Annotated in this window: 19 protein-coding genes and 1 riboswitch; of the genes, 10 read left to right on the forward strand and 9 right to left on the reverse strand. The window is 53.3% G+C overall.

Going from position 1 to position 22,110, the window contains the following annotated elements; all coding sequences use genetic code 11:
- The first annotated feature begins 103 nt into the window (after nucleotides 1-103).
- A riboswitch (cobalamin riboswitch) is annotated at nucleotides 104-335 on the forward strand.
- Nucleotides 336-516: 181 nt separating this feature from the next.
- From ACLB09_RS16900 to ACLB09_RS16915, 4 genes are all read left to right on the forward strand, one after another.
- Nucleotides 517-2,502 carry an anaerobic ribonucleoside triphosphate reductase gene (locus tag ACLB09_RS16900; RefSeq protein ID WP_410771031.1) on the forward strand — a complete coding sequence of 662 codons (1,986 nt, stop codon included), beginning with the start codon at nucleotides 517-519 and terminating at the stop codon, nucleotides 2,500-2,502.
- Nucleotides 2,499-3,020, forward strand: a complete 522-nt coding sequence (gene nrdG / locus ACLB09_RS16905; protein ID WP_410771032.1) for an anaerobic ribonucleoside-triphosphate reductase activating protein — start codon at nucleotides 2,499-2,501, stop codon at nucleotides 3,018-3,020. The genes ACLB09_RS16900 and nrdG overlap by 4 nt, the downstream gene beginning before the upstream one ends.
- Nucleotides 3,021-3,227: 207 nt before the next feature.
- A complete protein-coding gene (locus ACLB09_RS16910) occupies nucleotides 3,228-5,561 on the forward strand; it encodes a ribonucleoside-diphosphate reductase subunit alpha (protein WP_410771033.1) in 2,334 nt (777 codons plus the stop codon).
- Between the two features lie 374 nt (nucleotides 5,562-5,935).
- A complete protein-coding gene (locus ACLB09_RS16915; RefSeq protein ID WP_114497587.1) occupies nucleotides 5,936-6,967 on the forward strand; it encodes a ribonucleotide-diphosphate reductase subunit beta in 1,032 nt (343 codons plus the stop codon).
- A 64-nt stretch (nucleotides 6,968-7,031) separates the two neighbouring features.
- Here ACLB09_RS16915 and ACLB09_RS16920 read toward each other — a convergent pair whose 3' ends face one another.
- Both ACLB09_RS16920 and ACLB09_RS16925 read right to left on the reverse strand, forming a co-directional pair.
- On the reverse strand, nucleotides 7,032-7,913 hold the full coding sequence (locus ACLB09_RS16920; protein WP_410771034.1) for an AraC family transcriptional regulator: 882 nt from the start codon (nucleotides 7,911-7,913) through the stop codon (nucleotides 7,032-7,034).
- 113 nt (nucleotides 7,914-8,026) lie between these two features.
- Nucleotides 8,027-8,923, reverse strand: coding sequence for a LysR family transcriptional regulator (locus ACLB09_RS16925; protein WP_410771035.1), 897 nt, complete (start codon nucleotides 8,921-8,923; stop codon nucleotides 8,027-8,029).
- A 123-nt stretch (nucleotides 8,924-9,046) separates the two neighbouring features.
- Between ACLB09_RS16925 and ACLB09_RS16930 the strand changes: the two genes are divergently transcribed.
- Both ACLB09_RS16930 and ACLB09_RS16935 read left to right on the forward strand, forming a co-directional pair.
- Nucleotides 9,047-9,787: an SDR family NAD(P)-dependent oxidoreductase gene (locus ACLB09_RS16930; protein WP_410771036.1), complete on the forward strand. Its 741-nt coding sequence runs from the start codon at nucleotides 9,047-9,049 to the stop codon at nucleotides 9,785-9,787.
- A gap of 73 nt (nucleotides 9,788-9,860) precedes the next feature.
- Complete coding sequence (locus tag ACLB09_RS16935) at nucleotides 9,861-10,106, forward strand: hypothetical protein (RefSeq protein ID WP_410771037.1); 246 nt, start codon at nucleotides 9,861-9,863, stop codon at nucleotides 10,104-10,106.
- A gap of 481 nt (nucleotides 10,107-10,587) precedes the next feature.
- On the opposite strand, the gene ACLB09_RS16940 is transcribed toward ACLB09_RS16935, so the two are convergent.
- The 6 genes from ACLB09_RS16940 to ACLB09_RS16965 all read right to left on the reverse strand — a co-directional run bounded on the left by ACLB09_RS16940 (nucleotide 10,588) and on the right by ACLB09_RS16965 (nucleotide 17,609).
- A complete protein-coding gene (locus ACLB09_RS16940) occupies nucleotides 10,588-11,763 on the reverse strand; it encodes a DUF4272 domain-containing protein (RefSeq protein WP_410771038.1) in 1,176 nt (391 codons plus the stop codon).
- 43 nt (nucleotides 11,764-11,806) lie between these two features.
- Nucleotides 11,807-12,562 (reverse strand): class I SAM-dependent methyltransferase, encoded by a 756-nt coding sequence (locus ACLB09_RS16945; protein WP_410771039.1) that lies wholly within the window; start codon nucleotides 12,560-12,562, stop codon nucleotides 11,807-11,809.
- A 167-nt stretch (nucleotides 12,563-12,729) separates the two neighbouring features.
- On the reverse strand, nucleotides 12,730-13,167 hold the full coding sequence (locus ACLB09_RS16950; protein WP_410771040.1) for a hypothetical protein: 438 nt from the start codon (nucleotides 13,165-13,167) through the stop codon (nucleotides 12,730-12,732).
- A 32-nt stretch (nucleotides 13,168-13,199) separates the two neighbouring features.
- Nucleotides 13,200-13,928: an AAA family ATPase gene (locus tag ACLB09_RS16955; protein ID WP_410771399.1), complete on the reverse strand. Its 729-nt coding sequence runs from the start codon at nucleotides 13,926-13,928 to the stop codon at nucleotides 13,200-13,202.
- A 41-nt stretch (nucleotides 13,929-13,969) separates the two neighbouring features.
- Complete coding sequence (locus tag ACLB09_RS16960; RefSeq protein ID WP_410771041.1) at nucleotides 13,970-15,829, reverse strand: ABC transporter ATP-binding protein; 1,860 nt, start codon at nucleotides 15,827-15,829, stop codon at nucleotides 13,970-13,972.
- Complete coding sequence (locus ACLB09_RS16965) at nucleotides 15,822-17,609, reverse strand: ABC transporter ATP-binding protein (RefSeq protein WP_410771042.1); 1,788 nt, start codon at nucleotides 17,607-17,609, stop codon at nucleotides 15,822-15,824. Before ACLB09_RS16965 ends, ACLB09_RS16960 begins: the two co-directional genes overlap by 8 nt.
- 260 nt (nucleotides 17,610-17,869) lie before the next feature.
- Here ACLB09_RS16965 and ACLB09_RS16970 point away from each other — a divergent pair, with 260 nt between their 5' ends.
- From ACLB09_RS16970 to ACLB09_RS16985, 4 genes are all read left to right on the forward strand, one after another.
- Nucleotides 17,870-18,091 (forward strand): heavy-metal-associated domain-containing protein, encoded by a 222-nt coding sequence (locus ACLB09_RS16970; protein ID WP_410771043.1) that lies wholly within the window; start codon nucleotides 17,870-17,872, stop codon nucleotides 18,089-18,091.
- Between the two features lie 18 nt (nucleotides 18,092-18,109).
- Nucleotides 18,110-20,005 (forward strand): heavy metal translocating P-type ATPase, encoded by a 1,896-nt coding sequence (locus ACLB09_RS16975; RefSeq protein ID WP_410771044.1) that lies wholly within the window; start codon nucleotides 18,110-18,112, stop codon nucleotides 20,003-20,005.
- 16 nt (nucleotides 20,006-20,021) lie between these two features.
- A complete protein-coding gene (locus ACLB09_RS16980) occupies nucleotides 20,022-20,723 on the forward strand; it encodes a Crp/Fnr family transcriptional regulator (protein WP_410771045.1) in 702 nt (233 codons plus the stop codon).
- 108 nt (nucleotides 20,724-20,831) lie between these two features.
- Nucleotides 20,832-21,320 (forward strand): DUF2798 domain-containing protein, encoded by a 489-nt coding sequence (locus ACLB09_RS16985; protein ID WP_410771046.1) that lies wholly within the window; start codon nucleotides 20,832-20,834, stop codon nucleotides 21,318-21,320.
- An 86-nt stretch (nucleotides 21,321-21,406) separates the two neighbouring features.
- Here the strand turns inward: ACLB09_RS16985 and ACLB09_RS16990 are convergent, their stop codons facing one another.
- The gene (locus tag ACLB09_RS16990; RefSeq protein ID WP_410771047.1) at nucleotides 21,407-21,997 is read right to left on the reverse strand and encodes a P-loop nucleotide/nucleoside kinase family protein; all 591 of its coding nucleotides are present in this window, start codon (nucleotides 21,995-21,997) and stop codon (nucleotides 21,407-21,409) included.
- Nucleotides 21,998-22,110 lie beyond the last annotated feature (113 nt).

A 22,110-nucleotide genomic window follows, 5' to 3' on the forward strand; every position in this document is an offset into this window, starting at 1 on the left:
ACTGCGGTTGCTTTCAGGGGATTTTTCATTTTTTTCAGCCGTTCAATTTAAGCTAGGCCCATTTACAAACACAATATATGGGGTTAATATATTTACAAGACAACAAAATATAGTGTGAACGGGTGGTCCGGCGCCCTAGACGCCGGGTCTTAAAAGGGAAGGCGGTGCGAATCCGCTGCGGTCCCGCCACTGTAATCGGAGCGCTTGGGAATCTCTTGTGATCATCCCAAGGCAATTCGCCGGCATAATGCCACTAAGGGAGTTCTATAACTCCCCCGGGAAGGCGCCGGCGCATGACCGAAAGCCAGGAGACCTGCCCGTTTGGAAGACACCGCGCTAACCTGCGAGGAACAGGGAGGTGTCCGATGCAGCTCTTACATAGCTTTGATTTTGACTTCATGGTTCCGCCTTCCTACAGCTATCATTCTGGAGACATTCGGGCATTTTCGGCCTTGCCGGGTTGGAAATGCTTTTTATATGGGATTTTACCTAGTTATCGGGGAGGAGAACTATTACATGGCATTAATGAATCGGATCGATACGGAAACAAACCGGGAGCAAATGATGGAAGAGGTTATCCGCCTTGGCGAAGAAATCGTCGAGAGCTCGAATTTGGAGGTCTTGCGGGAAAACGCCAACTTGAACGGGGAAAGCTTCTCCGGCAAAATGAGCAAATTCGGCAGCGAGTACTCGAAATGGTATGCAAACCATTTTGTCATGCCGCCCCGGGTCGTCCAGGCGATCAAGGACAATGTAGTCTATGTGCATGACCTCGATCAATACGCGATCGGCACGACGAATTGCATTTTCATTCCGTTTGCCAAACTGCTGCGCGAAGGCTTCAACACCGGCAACGGCAGCGTCCGTCCGCCGAACTCGATCATGACCGCGATGGCGCTCGTCGCGATTATTTTCCAATCCCAGCAAAACTCCCAATACGGCGGCGTATCGGCCAACATGCTTGATTACGACCTGGCTCCTTACGTGGCAAAATCCTTCGCCAAATACTTCCGCAAAGGACTGGAGTATTTCGAGGAAGGCAATGGCGAGGCGGACTTTGGCGGTGTAATCGACATGAGCCGCAGCGACCTTCAAGCCCAATATCCGAAATCTTTTAAATATGCGTTAAAAGAAACCGAAAGCGAGACACTGCAAGGCGCGGAGAGTCTGATTCACAACCTGAATACGATGTCCAGCCGCGCGGGAGGACAAATTCCGTTCACCAGCATCAACTACGGCACCTGCACGTCGCCGGAAGGCCAACTCGTCATCAGCTCCCTGCTGACGGCTACGATGCGCGGACTCGGCAGCGGAGAAACGCCGATCTTCCCGATCCAGATTTTCAAATGCAAGCAAGGCGTCAACCAAAACCCGGGCGAGCCGAACTATCATCTCTTTTTGAAGTCGGCGGAATGCTCGGCCAAGCGGCTGTATCCGAACTTCGCCAACCTGGATGCCCCGTTGAATCTCATGCACTACGATCCAACCGATCCGGATACCGAATTCGCTACGATGGGCTGCCGCACGCGGGTGCTGAGCGACCGCTTCGGACGCAATCACCTGTCCGGAAAAGGCAATCTTTCCTTTAATACGCTAAACCTCGTCAAGCTCGGACTTGAGCACGGGATCGCGTTGGGACGGAGAAACGTTGCGGATGAGCGCGGCTTCTACCATGAACTCGACCATTACCTCGACATCGCGCTGGAAGGACTGCTTCATCGCTTCAAAATCCAAGCCGCGCAAAAAGCGAAAGCGTCCGATTTCATGATGCGCGAAGGCGTTTGGGAAGGCGGCGAGAAGCTGGACCCGGAGGAAAACGTCGGCGAATTGATCAAACACGGCTCCCTGTCCATCGGATTCATCGGGCTGGCGGAATGCATGAAGGCCATGTACGGCAAGCATCATGGCGAAGACGAACAGGTTTACCAAAAAGCTTACGATCTGATTGCCTATATGCGCGACTACTGCGACAGACAAGGCGAATTGCACAACCTGAACATCACGTTATTCGCCACGCCGGCGGAAGGGTTGTCCGGCAAATTCACCAAGCGTGACCGGGCTTTCTACGGCACGGTGCCGGGTGTCGTCGACCGGGAGTATTACACAAATTCTTTCCACATCCCTGTGTACTACAAGATTAGCGCCGCGAAAAAGATTCGGCTGGAAGCCGCGTTCCACGGACTGTGCAATGCGGGAGCCATCTCTTATATCGAGTTGAACGGAAACGCCCGCAGCAATCCGGCGGCATTCCTGCAAATCGTTCAATATGCATTGTCGCAGCAGGTCAGCTACTTTAGCATCAACCATCCGATCGACCGCTGCTCCGCGTGCGGGTTTGAGGGCATCATCGGGGCCACCTGCCCTTCCTGCAATAGCCACGAGAAGGACGTTTATATCCGCCGGTTGCGCCGCGTGACCGGGTATCTGACAGGTGATTTTCAGACCCGTTTCAATGCCGCGAAGCAGGCCGAAGTCCGCGACCGGGTGAAACACGATTCATGAACATATGCGGCTACTACCCGGAATCCATCAATGAAGGCGAAGGCCTTCGTGCCGCCATCTTCGTCAGCGGCTGCCGGCATTACTGCAAAGGCTGCTTCAGTGCAGCCACCTGGAACTTCAATTACGGCGAGCTGCTGACGCCGGAGCGCGAACTGGAAATCATCACCGACATCAAAAACAACCCGCTGCTCAGCGGGGTCAGCATTTTGGGCGGGGATCCGTTTTTCTCCGCCGCCGAGGTCGGCGCCTTTGTCGATCACTTGCGCCTCGAGGCCGGGCAGCCCATACCCATCTGGATTTACAGCGGGTATACGTACGAAGAATTGACCGAACACCGGGATTCGCCGGAATTTCGATTGCTCGAACGCTGCCAAGTGCTGGTAGACGGACGTTTCGTCGAAGAACTGCGGGACCCCTCCCTGCTCTACAGAGGCAGCTCCAACCAGCGTCTCATCGATATTGCGGCCAGCCTGTCGCAAGATCAACCGGCCCTTTGGGAGCCAACTTTCTCTTTCTAGCTTTCCGACTTTCTAGTATAATTGATAATCTGTGATGCTTTTCATAGCGAAAAGAAAAATCACCGCTGGCGTCTATTCCGAGGGCGCCCCTTTTTCCTTGATTATTCTCAATTTGAGAATTGAAAATTTATAGATTCGACCGGCATTCGAAACCTTCAAACCGGTCCGGTCCATCACATCCCATGCCATGAAAGCGAGGAATTCTACATGCCACAACTCGTCACCAAGCCTAACAACCGTCAACTTGCGTTCGATAACGATCGTCTCGGCGTTTACGCCGATCGCATTCTGGACGGATTACATACACTGGACAAGGAGCGCCTGCTGCGCGGCGTAAACGCCAAGCTTAGACGCGACGAAGTAACCGGAGAGGAAATCAGCAGCGCATTCACGATGTCGGCGCTAGAACTCGTCACGAAAGAAGAGCCGGACTGGAAGTTTGCGGCAGCACGTTCTTTGCTGACCTCCCTCTACAAAAAAGCGGCCGTCAACCGCCGCTACAAAGCCTATCCGGAAGAACCTTACGGTTCGTTCTATCATCTGATCACCGATTTGTGCAAAATCGGCATCTACCGCGAGGAATTGCTGGAGTACTACACCAAGGAGCAAATCGAGGAATTGGGCCAATGCATCGATCCTTCCCGCGACCTGCTGTTTGACTACATCGGCCTTCTGACTTTGACCGAGCGCTATTTGGCGACCGATTTCGAAGGCCGGATCATGGAGCTCCCGCAAGAACGTTATATGGTCATCGCCATGTACCTCATGCACCGGGAGCCTGCGGAAACTCGCCTTGAGCTCGTTAAGGAAGCTTATTGGGCGATGAGCAATATCTATATGACGGCTGCCACCCCGACGATGTCCAATGCGGGCAAAAAAGTCGCCGGCCAGCTCTCCAGCTGCTTCATCGATACGGTGGACGACTCGCTGGAAGGCATTTTCGACTCCAATACCGACGTGGCCCGGCTCAGCAAAATGGGCGGCGGGATCGGCGTCTACCTCGGCAAAGTGCGCGCCCGCGGCTCCGATATCCGCGGCCACAAAAATACCAGCTCCGGCGTCATCCCGTGGATTCGCCAGCTGAACAACACGGCCGTCAGCGTCGACCAGCTCGGCACGCGCAAAGGCGCGATCGCCGTTTACCTGGACGTGTTTCATAAAGACATTCTCGCCTTCCTCGACCTTAAGCTGAACAACGGCGACGAGCGGATGCGCGCCCATGACGTGTTCCACGGCGTCTGCCTGCCGGACTTGTTCATGGAAGCCGTAGAAGCGCGCGGCGAATGGAATCTGTTCTGCCCGCACGAAGTGAAGAAAACGATGGGCTGGAAAGATGCAAGCGGCCGTCCGCTCGGCCTGGAAGACTTTTATGATAACGAATTCGGCAATGGCCAGTTCCGCGAAAAATATGCCGAAGCGGTCAATCACCCGACCTTGTCCCGCATCACGATGCCGGCGATCGATATCATGAAACGGATCATGAAATCGCAGCTGGAGACGGGAACGCCGTACATGTTCTACCGCGATACGGTCAACCGCGCCAACCCGAACCGGGCGCACGGCATGATCTACTCGTCCAACCTGTGCACGGAAATTATGCAGAACCAGTCGCCGACCGTGGTCGAGCAAGAAGAACTCGTGACGAAGGACGGACAAACCCGGATCGTCGTCTCGAAAATCCCCGGCGATTTCGTGGTCTGCAACCTGAACTCGATCCATCTGGCCCGGGCCGTACCGGCCGGCGTACTCGACCGGCTTGTGCCGATCCAGACGCGCATGCTCGACAACGTCATCGACATCAACAATATCGAAGTCCTGCAAGCGCAGTATACGAACAGCCAGTACCGGGCCATCGGCCTTGGCACGTTCGGCTTGCACCACCTGCTCGCGCTCGAAGGCATCCGTTGGGAATCCGACGAAGCCGTCGCCTATAACGATGCGCTTTACGAGAAGATCAACTACCTGCTGGTCAAATCCAGCATGGAACTGGCCATCGAAAAGGGCCGCTATCCGAAGTTCGCCGGCTCCGACTGGGAGAACGGGCAGTACTTCACTTATCGCGGATACACGGACGGCTCCCGCGAGGGCAAATTCGTAACGACGGAACAATGGAAAGAACTTGCCGAACAAGTCAGCAAGAACGGCGTCCGCAACGCCTGGATGTTCGCGATCGCGCCGAACGGCTCGACCTCGATCATCGCCGGTTCTACCGCTAGTATTGACCCGCTCTATGAGCTGCTCTCTTATGAAGAGAAAACGACGTACAAAATCGCCAACCCGGCACCGGATCTGTCCGAGAAAACGATTTGGTACTACAAGACGGCATTCCTGGTCGACCAGCATGCGTCCATTAACATGGCGTCGGCTCGCCAACGTCACGTGGACCAGGCGCAAAGCTTCAACTTCTATGTGCGCCCGGACATCAAAGCAAGCGAGTTCCTGGAACTCCATTTGCACGCCTGGAAGGCCGGCCTGAAATCGACCTACTATGTGCGCAGCCGGGCATTGACCATTGAAGAGTGCGAGTCCTGCGCTTCGTAAATTCCGACTCGGTGCTATTTCAACACCTGCTGCTCCTTGCGCCAGAAATAGCGGACTTTTAGGGCGCTATTTCCCTGGCCTGAACGATTTTGACCAGAATAGCGGACTTTTAGGGCGCTATTCTGGCTGAGAGAGGCCTTTGTGAACGCTATCCCCTTTTTCGCCGAAATAGCGCCCCGAAAGTCCGCTATTGGGATGAAAGTTACTAAATTGGGGCCAATAAGGCCCTGAAAGTCCGCTATTGCGGATATAACGAGCGGGTGCTTATCGCTTAGTGTCTTCGAACACACACTTCCACACCTAGCACAATCGGCCAGCCGGCCGATCGTACTGCACGAACGGACTACGACTGATTAATCAAGGAGATGAAATCCATGCAACTGCAAACGATTTTTAACACGGAGGCACCGAATAAATCTACACGGATCATTGGCGGCGAGTGCTCTGGGATTCTGAACTGGAACGACATCCGTATGCCGCATATGTATAAACTGTACAAAGTACTGCTCCTCAACCACTGGATCGCCGACGAAATTCCGATGAACAAGGATGCCCAGCAGTTCGTCCAGCTTGATTCCGAGGAACAGCGCACCTTTAAAATCAACATCTCGCTGCTCGCGGTACTGGATTCGATGCAGACGATGTTCGTCGGCGACGTGAAGCGGTACTTTACCGACTCCTCGCTGGAGGCCATTTCGGCGATTATCGGGCAGCAAGAAGTCGTGCACAACCAGTCGTATTCCTACGTGCTCTCCTCCATCGTTTCCGATCAAGAGCAAAAGGAGATATTCGAATACTGGAAGCATGACCCGGTACTGCTGGAACGCAACAAGTTCATTTCCGACATCTATCAAAACTTCCGCGACGATGCTACTCCGCAATCCTTTTTCGAGGCGCTAGTGGCGGATCTCATCCTGGAAGGCATTTTCTTCTACAGTACATTTGCTTTCTTCTACAACCTGGCCCGCGACCAAAAAATGATGGGCACGAGTCAAATGATCTCCTACATTCAACGCGACGAGAACCAGCACTGCTACTTCTTCGCCGAAGTGTTCAAGCAGTTGCTGATCGACTATCCGGAGCTGAACACCAAAGAGAATATCGACTATGTATACCGCACCATCGACCGTGCCGTTGAGTTGGAAACGAACTGGGCCCATTATACGCTGAAAGAGGTTCGCGGCATCGATCTGAACGAGCTGTCCGACTACATCAAATACATTGCCAATAAACGCCTCACCTTGATGGGTCTGGAAAAAGGCTACCAAGGCGTCGACGTCAACTGCATGCCGTGGATCAAGCCGTTCTCCGACGAAGCACTCAACGCGACGAAGACCGACTTCTTCGAGGCCAAATCCCGCAACTACGGCAAAGTCGGCGACGATAACGGGTTCGACGATCTGTAAACTAAAAAATATCGCTATTCTCCGGCGCCTTGCGTCACCATGGAGGATAGCGATTTTTTTATGGTTAGCCTTTTCTTCTGACCGGAATCCAGACCTCGCTCTTTGAATCCACTTGTCGTTCGTCCAGCCAGTAGTATTTTTCGATGCACGGTCCCTCTGCCTGCTCGAAATTGGCCGAGGGAAACCATTCGGCATAAATTCGTTTCCATACGTCTATAATCCCAGTTCCGATCTCAATATCTTCCGTGATCGCCTCGTAACCTTCAAAGACCGCATATGTTTGCTGCGGCAGCTCCAAAACGGTGAGGCCGTTGGGAACTTCACGGTCCCCGGGTAGCTCGCAGCCCATTAAGTAACGTTTGCCTCCGTCTTCGCCGAAATCGTAATGGTAACCGAAAAGCAGCGAACCCGCTTCCCTGCCGACAGCCTCATTGATCGCGTCATGCGTGCCGTCCTTCCAAATTTGCTCCACAAACCGCGGCACTTCTTCTTGAGGATCGCTGTGAACGATAACCTCCTTGCCGATGACGGTACAGCCCTTTTCCTCCGTAATGCGGTAGTTCATTTCCGTTACCCCTCTAATTTGAATTTGAAAAGAGAGCGGCGGAAACGACTTCAGCTTCACGTCTTTTTTCCTGGCTATGGACGGCGATACGCCATGCAGCCGGGTAAATGCTTTGGTGAACGCCTCCGGGCTGTCATAGCCATATTTCAGCGCGGTATCGATCACCTTGCGGTCGCCTCCAGCCAACTCCTCCGCAGCCAGCGTCAGCCGCCGGTTCCGGATGTACTCGGTTACGGTAAAACCGGTCAGGGCATGGAACATGCGCTGAAAATGATATCTCGAGGACAGCGCCGTCTTGGCCACATCATCGATCTCGATTTCACTCTGCAAATGCGCTTCGATATAGTCGATGGCGTCACGCAACAACCTCAGTGTTTCCATTATACTCATCTCCTTTCAAACTCAGTGTACCGGGGAATGAACATTCCTGCCTGTCAGCGGATGCGCCATGTTGTCCGAATCCGCTTCATTGATAATTACTGGCGTGCCGATATCTAACGGTGCCCAATACCGCCTAACTCCAACTCCTGCTGCAAAAACCGATAGACTTTGGCTGCCGTCAGGGTCAACGGGGCTTCCGGCCCCCTGCTTAAAAGACCGATGCTCATATTGATCGGCACATCCATTTGTCGTGCCGTGGTTCCGGCAGGAACTAGGCTCAGACCGATTTCAGGAACAAGCGCGATTCCCAGTCCCGCAGCAACATAATACTGGAGCGCCGTCATACCGCCGATTTCCATCGTATCCAGCGGAGTAACCGCCGCTTCCTTGAGCGCCATTTCCAGTTTTCTGCGGTACGGGCAAGCGGCCGATGTGATAAGCAAGCGATGGCCCTGAAAGTCGGCCGGAGCCAGGGTTGACCGGCTGGCCAGAACATGGTCTTCAGGTAGGAGGACGACGAACTTTTCTTGAAACAGCGGCTCGAAATATAGCCCGGTTGTGAGATCAGGGGCCGAACAAAGCGCAAAACCCAATTCCCCTTTAAGGATCTGCTCGCTCATATTCACGCTGCTTCCAATGTCCACGGACAGTTTTATTTTCGGAAACATGGCTTGGAAACGGCCCAATAATCCCGGCAAGCGGTAGCTTGCGGTCGGCTCCGTCACGCCGAGGCGAACATGCCCCGCTTCGCCCGACTGAATATCCGCCAGATTGCTTTTCAATTGCTCCAGCCTGTTCACGATTTGCAAACTTTGCCCGTAAAACAGTCGCCCCGCCTCTGTTAGCGCGATGGTTTTGCCTCGTTCGAGCAGTTCCACGCCCAGTTCGGATTCAAGCCTCTGCATCTGCATCGTGACCGTGGACTGCGCATAGTTCATTTCTTCGGCGGCCCGTATAAAGCTTCCGTATTTTACGATCAAGTGGAACGTCTTCAAGTTTTTCATATCCATACTTTTATCACCGGATTTCAAATTCAATATTTTCGAACTGTTTAATCATTTAATTCAATTATACAAATAATTGATAGAAAGATAAAATACGTTGTATCACACAGATTACGAGGAGGTTTATCCATGAACCTGAACAATAAAGTAGTGCTTGTCACCGGGGGCGGAACAGGAATCGGCCGGGCGATTAGTTTGGCGTTGGCTGAACGCGGTGCTGCCGTAGGGGTCAATTATTCCCGCTCCAAGGACGAGGCGGAAGATACAGTTCGAACGATTGTCAGCCAGGGGGGCCGCGCCGTCGCCATCCAAGCTAATGTCGCCAATGAGGCGGAAGTCCGGAATATGGCCGATCAATTGGCCGCACGATTCGGGTCGATTGATTTGCTGGTGAATAATGCCGGAATCACTAAGCATATTCCACTGAACGATCTGGAGGGTGCAAATGAGGCCGTATGGGATGATCTTTACGCTGTGAATGTAAAGGGGATGTTTTTCTGCGCGCGGGCTGCGGCTCCCTGGATGATGAAAAACAAGACCGGAGCCATCGTCAACCTTGGCAGTATAGCAGGCCTAACCGGATCGGGCTCCTCGCTACCTTATGCCGTATCCAAAGCCGCGGTTCACGGCTTGACCAAATCGCTGGCCCGGGCTTTAGCCCCGGATATCACGGTTAACTGCATCGTGCCCGGAGCGGTGGCCACCCGCTGGTGGGAAGGCAAAGAGGAACAAATGCATCAGCTTGCCCCGCACCTGCTCCTACAGCGCATCGCCGCACCCGAGGATATCGCCCGCATGGTGTGCGCCGCCCTGGAGCAAGAGGCGATGACCGGCCAAATCATCACCGTGGACAGCGGACAGAACTTGTAGGCGATGATGATCAATAACCTTTAACCCGCCTTTGTGAGCGCGTGGTTGTCTAAAGCTGATTAAAGTGGGATTAATGGGCTACTTTTGGGAGATCGGAGGCTACCGGGGGTTATCAAGGGCACCGGAGAGTACGGGGGCTACGGAGGCTAAAGGGGAGTACTTGGAGTACTTGGAGTACTTGGAGTACTTGGAGTACTTGGAGTACTTGGAGTACTTGGAGTTACTGCGGATTATTGCGGACTATTGCGGACTACTGCAACCTACTGCAACCTACTGCAACCTACTGCAACCTACTGCAACCTACTGCAGATTAAATTAACTGGATTTCCTCCAGTTAATTTGCCGTTTTCCTTCATCTTTTCGAAATTAGCTGGAAAACCTCCAGCTATTTAGGCGATACTCGGCCCATAAGCCCATTAATCGCTGAATTAACTGGAGGTTTTCCATTTAAATATGAGTTCCGGCTAAATACACGAAAATTACCTGTAGATTTTCCAGTTAAGTTCACGCGTTCCCGCCGCAATGTCTTCTTGGTTAGCCCTTCGTACCACGTACTTGTTGGTGTGTCGATGTGCCTGTACTACATGCCTTGCTGGGCGTATCGATGCGTGTCCGTACTACGTACTGCCTGTTGATGTGTTGTTGAGTGCCTGTTCTACGTGCCTACTGGGCGTGTCGATCCGTACCTACCCGTGCTCGTGCCTGTTGGTGTGTTCTTGTATGCCAGTGCCGGTCCCTGTGTCACTCGTAATCCTTCCTAAATGCACATCCCGCCCCTGCACCTCACCGCTGCGCCTTGTCTACGTATCCATGCTGATGTCATTCCAGGCTTCATCCCGGTAGCCAATCATCCAGAACAAAGCCCGGCGGCGCTCGAGCACGACGCTTTCGTTCAAGCCTGCCGGGGCTTCTTGGCCCTTAATCCGCGCGTTGACGCACGCCCAGTGGAGGCGGTAGATTTTATCCGCTTCATCCAAAATGTCCTCCGGACGGCGCATTGACGTTTTATCCATAAACTCGGCAAAGGAGTCGCAGCTGGACACCACGTTTATCGCATATTCGCAATCACACGTGTCATCGGGAAAATCCAGCTCTTCCAGCAGACCAAGCCCCCATAGGAGGCCCCAATAGGCTTCATATTGCCACACCAGATTGATGGCGTCCCGACGATCCGGCTCCGGTTGCTCCAACAGATCCCGTTCAAATTCGGTCAGTTCATCCGTCACTCCGAATTTGTCCAGCATATCCATCACGAACCCTTTGGATTCCTGCAAATCTTCACCCTGATTCACATCGCAGGCATATTGAATGACGATCAGCAGGGCAACCGCCCTGCGGGCGATCTGCTCCCGCGATTTCACCGCCAGCTCTCCCAGAGGAGGAAGCTCCGGTAAAGTTTCAAGATACGGAACCTCCCGTTCCTTCAGGTATTCCATGCTTCTCTGCTTTCTTTGCCCGCCTTCGGGAGAGAATTTGTCTTCTCCCCTGATCTTTTTCGTGCAGGCATAGGGTCTAAAATCGGAAGGACCGGATTTTCCGTCAGCCGTTACGATCACCTTGCCCGTCCCATCCAAAAGCATGCCGTCGGGAAGAAAGCAGATCCCGTTTAATTTTCCAGCCAATGCAACAAACAATTCCAGATAGTCTTGGCTGTATTCCTTCTCGGTCTCGATCGCCAGCATCGTATTGATAACGGAAATCTGCGTCAGGACCCGGTATTGCAAATCTTCATCCTCGAACGGAATGCGCTGGTAAAACCCCATCATCCCCGGGACATTGTTCTCAAAATAATCCGGATCACTGTCCTCGGAGGCTACCCGGATCGTTATTTTGTTTTTATTAAACCAACCCTTCGGCTGAATCACCATTTCACGGGACGGTCCACTCACCTTGAATCCGCCACTGAAAACCTCAAGAATTAGAGCCGTGATATCCTTAGTATCGTTTCGCGAAGCAAATATCGTGAAGTACGGCATACGTCTTCCTCCTATATAAACAGATATAATTTCATCACATCAATCATTTACGCGTTAAAATAAAAAAGCGATGCTCCCTGCTTGTCACAAATCCATCCTGGTTCAAGCTTTCCTGCAGCTTGCAGAGTTGTCCGAAACAACGATCCACCGAAAATCCGGGGAACTCCCATTCGATGATTTTAGCAAAGTACACCAACGCACCGATATCAAAAAACTGTACCTCAGAAAAACACTCCCGTTGTTCCAACACCGTAAAGCCGGCTTGTTCCAACTTTCGAACACTATGATCTAAGTCGAATTCCGCATCGGTGATCATCACATCCCCGCCCAGCAAAAATCGCGACAGTTCACGGTTGTTCAACCCGCCCACCTGCTGGGTTACAAACATCCCTCCCGGTTTCAAAACCCGGTAGACTTCCTCCACCGTAAACGCCTCATGCCGGTTGATTACGAGGTCGAACATACTGCTTTCAAACGGCAAATCATCGTCATCCTCAACCAGCTTAACCTCTATGCCATAAGGCGGAAGCTTGTCGCGGCACAAGTCATAGTTGGGAAGGTAAGCTTCTGTTGCATACGTCCTCCCACCCGGAGGCGACAGGGATAACAGAAACTCACCGCCGCCGGTGCCCATATCCAGCATGATGGTATGATCACTCATGTATTTTGAGACAGCCTCTTTATAGTCCCAAGGCAATGCCTCCTCCGCCATGCGACCGTTCAAATAAGAAAAGTCCCAACCCTGAAACCCCTTCGCCTCTTCCGATTTCCAATCCTCTTTCAATATCTTGTTATTCATAGATTTGTACCCCTCTCTCCCTTTTTCGTTTGCAAAAGATAGAGTAGGTGCAGCCGCCTGATAACGCCAACCTTTAAGCCCGGTACATTCGGTTATCAGTGGAATGCAACTGCACCGGGCAGATACCGTATTTAATCACCTTTAACATATACATTTTCATCGTCAACTCACCTCATGCTTTCGAATAATTGTTCGATCTTCAGCTCTAATTCATCATTGTGTATGTAATAGTGGCCGCTCGTACTGCCCGGAGTAAAAGACAGCTTCGCTTCCTCGTGCTCGTATAAAGTGACGGCATACAAATAACCCACCCGGTCTTCCTGATTAGGGTCGGGGACAAACTCAAGGTGACGTACTTCGCTTATCCAATCCCCGATTACTGCCGGATCCGAAACTTTCACTAGCTCCCCGGTTGATCCGCTACGGATTTCGATGTAGTCGACATTTCCGATATCCCCGGAATACAATTCATCCAGTCGTAGGGTCGTCAACTCCGGCTCAGGTTCATGTCTGTCGCATCCGCCCAGCACGAACAATAGCGAAAGCAGCAGAACCATCACAGCCAACAGTACCGGCCTTCCTGTTTTCAGTGTTTTCCGGTTCATTTTTTGCCCCCCTGCTCTTCCTGCTCTTCCTCCTACTCCAACAGCTCCCGCAGCATTTTGTCGCGGTTATTCATGAATTCCTTCATGATCACGAAATGATCCGTCTCCTCCAAATTTACCGTGCGGACGCCCTCGGGCGTCAACTGATAAATCAGGCTGTCCGGGTAAGCCATCAGAATCGGGGAGTGCGTCGATATGATGAATTGGGAGCGCTGGCCCACCAGTTCATGAATGCGCGCCAGCATCGCCATTTGCCGGAACGGGGACAGCGCCGCCTCCGGCTCGTCCAGAATATACAGTCCCCTGCCGCCGAAACGGTTCATGAATGTGGCAAAAAAAGACTCCCCGTGCGACATCATATGCAAGGATTTCCCGCCGTAGGATTCGACGATCGGCGTGCCGAGGTTGAGCGTCCGGTGCTCCCGGTCGATCGCATCGATCTCCGTTGCCAGATTGTAATAACTCTCCGCTCGAAAAAAGAAACCGTCCCTGGGCTTCTGCGGCCCCCGGATCGGCCGGAGGTAGCGATACAACTCCGAATGCGTGGACGCCGTAGAAAAGGTGAAGTTCAGCGTGCCCCCTTCCGGGTTAAACCCGAGGGCTACGGCGACCGCCTCCAGCAGCGTCGATTTTCCCATCCCGTTTTCCCCGACGATATACGTTACTTTGGGATGAAAATCCAGCCGTTCCATGGTGGCCACCGCCGGCAATTCAAACGGGTACCGCTTAAAAGAGGGGACCTCCTCCCTAAGCAAAGCCATGCTTCGCAAATATCCCTGCGCTCCGAATACGTCCAATTGGCTTACCTCCCCGGCCCGGTTTCCGAATCCTCGAAATGTCCTTGATACAACTCGCTATAAAAACCGCCCTGCCTCAGCAGCGAGTCATGGTCTCCCTGCTCGATCAGCCGCCCTTCCCGAAGCACCAAAATCTTGTCGGCCTGCCGGATCGTATTCAGCCGGTGGGCGATCACGAAACTCGTTCGTCCCTGCATCAGCCGCTGCAGTCCCTCCTGGATCTTGATCTCGGTCACCGTATCGATGCTGCTGGTCGCCTCGTCGAGCACCAGAATGGACGGATCCGCCAAAATCGCCCGCGCAATCGCCAGCAACTGCTTCTGGCCCTGGCTGATTCCGTCGCCGCCCACGCCAAGCTTTTTATCGTAGCCGTCCGCAAGACGGGTGATGAAAGAATGGGCATTGGCGAGTTTGGCTGCCTCCTCCACTTCAGCATCGGTCGCATCCAGTCTGCCGAAGCGGATATTTTCCCGGATCGTCCCCTGAAACAAAAATGAATCCTGAAGCACGAAGGCCATGTGGCTGCGCAGACTGTCCCGGGTAATGACGGTAATATCGCGGCCATCGAGCGTAATCGTTCCCTTGTCAGGGTCGTAAAACCGGGAAAGCAGCTGGATCAGCGTCGTTTTCCCCGCTCCGGTCGGCCCTACGAGCGCAACCATTTCACCGGGTTCGGCCATAAACGTGATATCCTCCAGCGTGTCGCCTTCGCCTTTGCCCTCTTTTTCATAGGAAAACGTAACATTCTCAAAAGCGACCGCGCCTTTTACCTCCAGCAAGGCCACGGCCTCCGCTTCATCCCCGGATTCCTCCTCCTCATCAAGCACTTCAAATACGCGCTCCGCCCCGGCAATCGCCGAAAGCAGCGTATTCCACTGGTTCGCGAGGTCGTTCAGCGGCCGCGTAAACTGCCTGGCGTACTCGACGAACACGATGATCACCCCGATGGTTACCGTGCCCCGGATAGCCAGCACGCCGCCGATCCCGGCGACGAGCGCGAAGCTGAGGTTATTGAGCGCATTCATCAGCTTCGGAATGAAGCCGGAGATGGTTTGCGCCCAGAAGCCGGACTGCCGGATCGCGTCATTGCGCTCCCTGAACTCGCGAATGACCCTCTCCTCCTGGGAAAACGCCTTGATAATCCTCTGTCCGGATAACGTCTCCTCTATATAGCCGTTCAGGTTGCCGAGATCGCGCTGCCGCTGTTTATACAGCGGCCCCGTCCGCCGGGTGATCCAGCGCATGCCGATCGCCATCAGCGGGACGACGAGAAACGTCAGCAGCGTCAGCAGCGGGCTGAGCAACAGCATCACGGTCACCGTACCCGCCAGCGTCAGGACACTGGAGAAAATCTGGATCGCCGAACTGTTCAAGGTCGAGCTGACGTTCTCGATGTCGTTCGTCACCCGGCTCATGATTTCGCCCTGCTGCCTTTTCCCGTAAAAAGGAATCGGCAGGCGGTGAAGCTTGGAAAACAAGTCGCTCCGCAAGCGGTATACCGTTTCCTGGGCAATTTCGATCATCCATATATTTTGCAGCCAGCTGATCAGCGACGAACCGGCATAAACAAGGCCGAGGCCGGTCAAAAAGAGCAACCACGGCCGGCCGCCGCTCCCCTCCAGATAATCGTCGACAGCCACGCCCAACAGATAAGGTCCCAACAGCGCCAAACCCGAGCTGAACACGACCATCAGAAGCACCAACGTAAGCTTGGCTTTGCGCCGGGCGAGATACTGCCAGAGCCGGCCCAGCGTGCCGGACCAGTTCTTGGCTTTCGCTTTTGTCTTACGTCCCGCTCCGCCCCCTTGATGGATCACGGACCGGGGATACGGATGCCGGAAAGGCTCAAGCAGTGCCTTAAACATGTTTCTCCACCTCCCTCTGCTGGGACTCGACGATGCGCCGGTACAGCGGAGAATCTCCCAGCAGCTCGGCATGCTTGCCTGAGGCGATCAGTTCCCCGTCATCCAGCAGCAGTACAAGGTCCGCCGAAACCGTGGCACTGATTTTTTGCGTGATCAGGAAGGTGGTGCACGACAGCGTGTCCAGTGCTTGGAGCAGAGCGGTCTCGGTACGGGTATCCAGCGCGCTCGTACTGTCGTCCAGAATGAGGATGGACGGCTTTCTTACGAGCGCGCGGGCGATCGAGAGCCGCTGTTTCTGGCCGCCGGACAGGTTGACGCCGCGCTGGCCAAGCATCGTATCGTAACCGTGCGGCAGCGCCTTCACCGTCTCATGAATCTGCGCCTGCCGGGCGGCTTCCCTGATCTCCTCCAGCGTCGCATCCTCCCGTCCCCAGGCGATATTGTCCCGCACCGTGCCGGAGAACAGAATCACCTCTTGCGGCACGTAGCCGATCGATTCCCGAAGCCGGGAGCTCTCCAACTCGGCGATGTCTTGTCCATCGATCGAGATTCTTCCCGCCGTCGGTTCCTGCAACCGGAGAAGGAGCTGAACGAGCGACGATTTCCCGGAACCCGTTGAACCCAAAATCGTCACCCTTTGCCCTGCCTGAACGGCAAAGGAGATATCCCGCAATACGGCCAAATCGCTGTCGGGATAAGTGAATCCTACCCCGGAAAATTCAACCCGGCCCGAAAGTTTGGTGCTGGCGCTTGTGTTGGTGTTAGTGCCGGTGTTAGTGCCAATGTTGACGCCGGTATTGCCGTCCGGGTTATTCCCGCTCAAGTTTCCGGCTGCGGCGTCCCCGGTGTTCAACACTTCCCCGACCCGCTGCGCCGAAGCGGAGGCGCGGGAATAAGAGGTCATGATCCAGGAGAGAGCCGATAATGCGCCGATGGTTCGCAGCGAATAATTCGCCACCGCGACCACTTCCCCGACCGATGCGCTGCCGGCGGCGATGTCGATCCGGCCGAACCAGAGAACGGCCAGAATGCCCGCATTCATAATCAGCAAAGCGAACGGCATCGTCGTTTCGGCTAGCCGAAGCGCCGAAACCGTTCCGTTCATCAGCTCTTTGCTCCGCTCTTCGAAGCGGCCTGTCTCATGATCCCGGCGCACAAACACACGGATCAGCCGCATGCCCGTCAAATTCTCCTGGATGACGCCGTTAAGCTTGTCCAGCCGTTGCTGAACGGCCCGAAACCCCTTCGAGGTCATCTTGATCATCCAAAACACGAACACCAACAAAACCGGGACAAGCACGGTCAGCATCAGCCCGAGCTTCACATGGACTACCAGCGCCATAATGATACTGCCTAGCACGACAAGCGGAACACGCGTCGCAAACCGCAAGCTCATGAACACCATATCCTGCAACTGGGTAATATCGCCCGTCAGCCGCGTAATCAAGGAAGACGTGGCGAAACGGCTGAATACGGGATAGGAGAATTTCTCCACCTTCTCGTACAGCTTGTCCCGCAGGTCATAACCGAACCCCTGGCTGGCATGGGACGCAAAAAAAGAACTCGTGATACCCGCTGCGAACGCCACGATCGCGCTCGCCAACAATACGCCCCCCCATATCCAGGCGACAGAAAGCTGCTGCTGCCGGATGCCATCATCAATGATCCTGGAAATGATCATCGGCTGCGTCAATTCCACGGCAAGCTCGATCAGCATCATGCAAAATGCCGAAATGGCGGCGATTCGGTATTTTTTTAAATATGTAAAAATAATAGCCATGAACATCCCTCCTGCTGCACTGGCTCTTGCCCGGCGTTCATTGCCTCGCGACCCGAGCCTTACGTCATAGATGGCAGTTTCATAACGACCTTTGTAAACGTTTGGAAAACCCTATGGTTTTATTATAAAACAGATGCCAGAAATTGTGTAAAGGTTTGGAAGCCTCTCTGAAACTTGAGCGGGATCAAGGTATCCTGAGCAAATTCGCCTTATGCTTTAAACAAATAAGAAAGCCAATCCAAAACTGGAGGATAAAAACGATGAAAAAACTGGTGTTTGGCCTGGAGCCCCTCTCCTGCCCCTCATGCATTAAAAAAATCGAAACTGCGCTGAATAACACGGCCGGAGTGGACGAAGCAAAGGTTCTGTTTCATGCGGGCAAAGTTCGCATCAAGTACCATGAGGAAAAGGTACAGCCGGAAGCGCTGAGAAAAGTAATCTCCGGTCTTGGATATCCCGTCATTTCGCAAAACGTTTCTTGAAGAAAGGAGGTGTTAAGCATGAATGCCAGACAAACTTCTTTTATTACAGCCGCCGCCGGACTATTGCTTCTCGCCGCCTCCGCTCTTTATCTCTCGGGCTTACACGAATGGCGGCAAGCGGCGCTGCTGACCGCAACGGTTATCGCCGGTTTTCCGATTGCCCTCAAAGCATTCCAAGCCTTACGCATGCGGGCCTTCAGCATCGAACTTCTCGTGATCATTGCCGTGATCGGAGCCCTGTACCTTGGAGAATACGTAGAATCTTCCGCAGTCACCTTTTTATTTCTGTTCGGAGCCTTTCTGGAGTCCCGTACCCTGGAAAAGACGCGTTCTTCGCTGAAATCGCTGATTGATTTGGCTCCTCTTGAAGCTACGATCCTAGTGGAAAAGGAAATGATAACTGTTCCGGTTCAAAACCTTGCCGAAGGCGACCGCGTTGTCATCCGCTCCGGAGAGCGGGTCGCGGTTGACGGCTTCATCGCGGCGGGCGGAGCCGCCATGAACGAAGCCGCAATCACCGGAGAGCCCATTCCGGCAACCAAATCGGTTGGCGATCCTGTTTTTTGCGGTACGATCGTGGACAACGGGTTCATTGAAGTCATTGCGGAAAAGGTCGGGGAAAATACGGCGTTTGCCAGAATGATCGAGCTCGTGGAAGAAGCTCAGGAATCCAAGTCCAAGACCCAGAAATTTCTTGACCGCTTTGCCCGGATTTATACCCCCTCTGCCGTAGCGTTGTCCATACTCGTATTCTTATTAACCGGCAAACTGGACATGGCAATCACTTTTCTGGTCATCGCCTGTCCCGGCGCACTGGTGATCGGCGCCCCGGTGTCCATCGTATCCGGAATCGGAAACGGCGCAAGGCACGGCGTACTGATCAAGGGCGGGGAAGCCATGGAAAGCCTTGCGAAAATCGACGTCGCGGTCTTCGACAAGACGGGAACGTTAACGCGCGGGCGGCCGGAAATTACGGATATCCGTGACTTTTCCGGAGATGCCGACGAATTGCTCCGCTTGGCCGCCGAGGTGGAGACCGCCTCCGAACATCCCCTGGGGCTTACCCTCGTGAAGGAAGCGCAAAAAAGGAATCTCCGGCTTGAAGCTCAGTTGGAGCAGACAACCGTGACCAAGGGCAGAGGAATCCGGGCGGTGAACCGCGGGCATATCGTCGTCATCGGGAACCGAAAAGAAATGGAAGCCGAAGGGATCCACATTTCCATGGAAGATGAAGCTTATGCGGCTAACCGCGAAAAACTGGGGAATACCGTCATCTATATCGGGATTGACGATAAACTGGCCGGCATGATCTGCATCGCCGATCAAATCCGCCCGGAAGCGGAGCGGGCAATCACGCAATTGCGTAAAGCGGGCGTACGAAGGGTGATTATGCTTACCGGAGATAACCGCCATGCAGCGGAATTGGTGAGACGCCGGCTTGGACTGGACGAGGCGCACGCCGAAATGCTCCCGGAAGGCAAGGCCTCTTTCATTAAAGAATTGAAAAGCGCCGGCCATCGCGTAGCCATGGCCGGTGACGGCATCAACGATGCCCCCGCGATTGCCACGGCCGATATCGGTCTGGCCATGGGCGAAGGAGGCACGGACATCTCCATGGAAACGGCCGACGTTGTGCTGATGGCCGATTCTCTGGACCAATTTTCACACGCTTATTCCCTTGCCAAATCCACCGTCCGCAACATGAAACAAAACACATTCTTGGCTGTAGGTACCGTAGCCCTACTTCTCTCCGGAGTTCTGTTCGGAAAAGTGTTCCTGGCTTCCGGCATGTTCATCCATGAGCTTAGCGTGTTGCTCGTCATCCTCAACGCCATCCGGCTCAACCGGTTCCACTCGAAAAAGAGCACGGTACAGCAATTAGATGCACAACCGGCACCGGGACAAATAGGTTAATATATGACAAGGGAGGATGAGTAAAGTGAGTGAAGAAAAAACCTGTAATCACCATGGCTCGAATAAATACTGCATTTCGATCGTCCCGCTCTTCAATCATCTGAGTAACGCCGAGCTTGAAGAAATCGTCCAGGCCGCACACTCGGTCTCTTATCCGCGCGGCCAGATGATCTACCGCTCCGGCGAGCCTTCGGAGGGACTATATATCGTGCATAAAGGCAGCATGAAAATCTATCGCTTGTCCGGCAACGGCAAAGAGCAGCTTGTGCGGATTCTCGGGCCGGGGGAATTCACCGGGGAATTGTCCCTGTTCGCCGAATCGCTTCATGAAGCCTACGCCGAATCCCTCGAGCCCTTGGAGCTATGCGTAATGAGCCGTGAAGCCCTGCAAAGCTTTTTGCTGAAATATCCGCAAATCGCGCTTAAAATGCTGTCGGAGTTTTCCTCCCGTTTGGCTACCAGCGAAAAACAGGCGGCACGAATCGCCACCGAAACCGTGGAATCCAGAATTGCCATGTATCTTTCAGGTCAGGTAGAAGCCCAAAAGCAGAGCACGATCCAGCTGCCGATGAGCCGCAAAGACCTCGCTTCCCATTTAGGCACCACACCGGAAACCATCAGCCGCAAGCTTGGAGATTTTCAAGCCGCGGGCTGGATCCTGCAACAGGGTCAACGCGAGATCGAGATTATTGATTTGGATGCATTGCTGCTTGTTTGAGCATCAATTGGCCAGATGTAGGATTCATCATTCACAAAATGTTCACTTACACGAATTCTTTTGTTTCTGCATAATGATCACATCTCAAATTTGAAAGGTTGAACACAGATGCCGACAACAAAGAAAGAAAGTTTTTATTTTGGAATGATGATGTGCTTCTTCATGGTGACGATGATGACGATCTACAATCTGCTCCTAAACGGATTGATCGGAAAAATAGGATGGGGTACCATAGCTGCCGAGTTTCTGATCGGTTTTATGATAGCACTCGCCTTGGATTTATTCATTGTAGGACCGGCCGCCAAAAAAATCGCTTTTAAACTCCCGATAAATAAATCAAAAAAACTCCATGTAGTTCTTGCGATTTCAACGTGCATGGTGCTGGGCATGGCCTTCTTTATGTCTTTTTACGGACTGATCGCCTCGATCCTGGGTCACGGTCATTCGGAAGATTCCATCCTCAAAAGTTACATCCTCATTTTCTTGAAAAATTTCGTCGTGGCCTATCCCTTGCAAGTGTTATTGGCAGGTCCGGTGGTTCGCAGCTTATTTACATCATTGTTCAACAAACCGAACAAACCGGCGAATTCATATTAAGAGTGAAGAGGCTCCCCCACTTCTTAATAGAAACAAAAAAGAGCATTCCAAACGGAACGCTCTTTTTGTATATTCAAATCTTGTCGCTACTCCCCGGCTACGAACCGGAACACGCTGTCGGCCTTTTCCTCGGTCAGTTCGCCGCTGTTGTCGAATACGAGGATGGAGGATTGCGGGATATCCCAATGGATCTCCGGTACGAACTGGACGCGGTGTTTAAAATCGTCCCAGTGCTCCAGCTTCCAGGTGTCGCGCTCGGTCTGTCTGTCGATGATGCGCTCTTTTTGCGTTTCCATGTCCTTCAGGGCGACCACGATCACTTTGACATCAACTTCCTGTTTGGACCTGCCGGCAGACGCCAACACTTCTTCGATCCAGGCTTTGTTTTTCAATTCCGCCGTAAACGGCGAAATCATGAACACGTTCTGGCCCGCCGCCAGATTCTCGATGCAGAGGTCTTTCGTCGTGTCGTACTCCAGGTCTCTCAGGTGTTTCTTATAAAAATCGGAGTCACGGTCATTCACGTCGAGCCCGTTCATCTCCAGAATTTTTTCAACAAAACGTCCTCCGACCGTATCCCGGTCCAAAAAAGCAGCCTGCATACGTTCCGCCAGTTTGCGGGCTACCGTCGTTTTGCCGGTCCCGGCGACTCCTACAAAAAACACTAATTTTTGCATATCTTTCGTGGATCCCCCTTTGTTTGTTTTCGCAACTTTCCTCATTGTACTATCCGCGCCGCTCCATTCCAACCGTCTACATAGAAAAAAGCGGGCTTTCGGAACGTTGGTTT

It is taken from the genome of Fontibacillus forbon (assembly GCF_046559655.1).
Taxonomy (GTDB): Bacteria; Bacillota; Bacilli; order Paenibacillales; family Paenibacillaceae; genus Fontibacillus.

Excerpts from the sequence above, each read along its gene's own strand:
- ACLB09_RS16900 (WP_410771031.1), top strand. The coding sequence starts at position 517 with ATGGCATTAATGAATCGGATCGATACGGAAACAAACCGGGAGCAAATG.
- nrdG (WP_410771032.1), top strand. The coding sequence starts at position 2,499 with ATGAACATATGCGGCTACTACCCGGAATCCATCAATGAAGGCGAAGGC.
- ACLB09_RS16910 (WP_410771033.1), top strand. The coding sequence starts at position 3,228 with ATGCCACAACTCGTCACCAAGCCTAACAACCGTCAACTTGCGTTCGAT.
- ACLB09_RS16915 (WP_114497587.1), top strand. The coding sequence starts at position 5,936 with ATGCAACTGCAAACGATTTTTAACACGGAGGCACCGAATAAATCTACA.
- ACLB09_RS16920 (WP_410771034.1), bottom strand. The coding sequence starts at position 7,913 with ATGGAAACACTGAGGTTGTTGCGTGACGCCATCGACTATATCGAAGCG.
- ACLB09_RS16925 (WP_410771035.1), bottom strand. The coding sequence starts at position 8,923 with ATGGATATGAAAAACTTGAAGACGTTCCACTTGATCGTAAAATACGGA.
- ACLB09_RS16930 (WP_410771036.1), top strand. The coding sequence starts at position 9,047 with ATGAACCTGAACAATAAAGTAGTGCTTGTCACCGGGGGCGGAACAGGA.
- ACLB09_RS16935 (WP_410771037.1), top strand. The coding sequence starts at position 9,861 with ATGGGCTACTTTTGGGAGATCGGAGGCTACCGGGGGTTATCAAGGGCA.
- ACLB09_RS16940 (WP_410771038.1), bottom strand. The coding sequence starts at position 11,763 with ATGCCGTACTTCACGATATTTGCTTCGCGAAACGATACTAAGGATATC.
- ACLB09_RS16945 (WP_410771039.1), bottom strand. The coding sequence starts at position 12,562 with ATGAATAACAAGATATTGAAAGAGGATTGGAAATCGGAAGAGGCGAAG.
- ACLB09_RS16950 (WP_410771040.1), bottom strand. The coding sequence starts at position 13,167 with ATGAACCGGAAAACACTGAAAACAGGAAGGCCGGTACTGTTGGCTGTG.
- ACLB09_RS16955 (WP_410771399.1), bottom strand. The coding sequence starts at position 13,928 with ATGGCTTTGCTTAGGGAGGAGGTCCCCTCTTTTAAGCGGTACCCGTTT.
- ACLB09_RS16960 (WP_410771041.1), bottom strand. The coding sequence starts at position 15,829 with ATGTTTAAGGCACTGCTTGAGCCTTTCCGGCATCCGTATCCCCGGTCC.
- ACLB09_RS16965 (WP_410771042.1), bottom strand. The coding sequence starts at position 17,609 with ATGGCTATTATTTTTACATATTTAAAAAAATACCGAATCGCCGCCATT.
- ACLB09_RS16970 (WP_410771043.1), top strand. The coding sequence starts at position 17,870 with ATGAAAAAACTGGTGTTTGGCCTGGAGCCCCTCTCCTGCCCCTCATGC.
- ACLB09_RS16975 (WP_410771044.1), top strand. The coding sequence starts at position 18,110 with ATGAATGCCAGACAAACTTCTTTTATTACAGCCGCCGCCGGACTATTG.
- ACLB09_RS16980 (WP_410771045.1), top strand. The coding sequence starts at position 20,022 with ATGAGTAAAGTGAGTGAAGAAAAAACCTGTAATCACCATGGCTCGAAT.
- ACLB09_RS16985 (WP_410771046.1), top strand. The coding sequence starts at position 20,832 with ATGCCGACAACAAAGAAAGAAAGTTTTTATTTTGGAATGATGATGTGC.
- ACLB09_RS16990 (WP_410771047.1), bottom strand. The coding sequence starts at position 21,997 with ATGCAAAAATTAGTGTTTTTTGTAGGAGTCGCCGGGACCGGCAAAACG.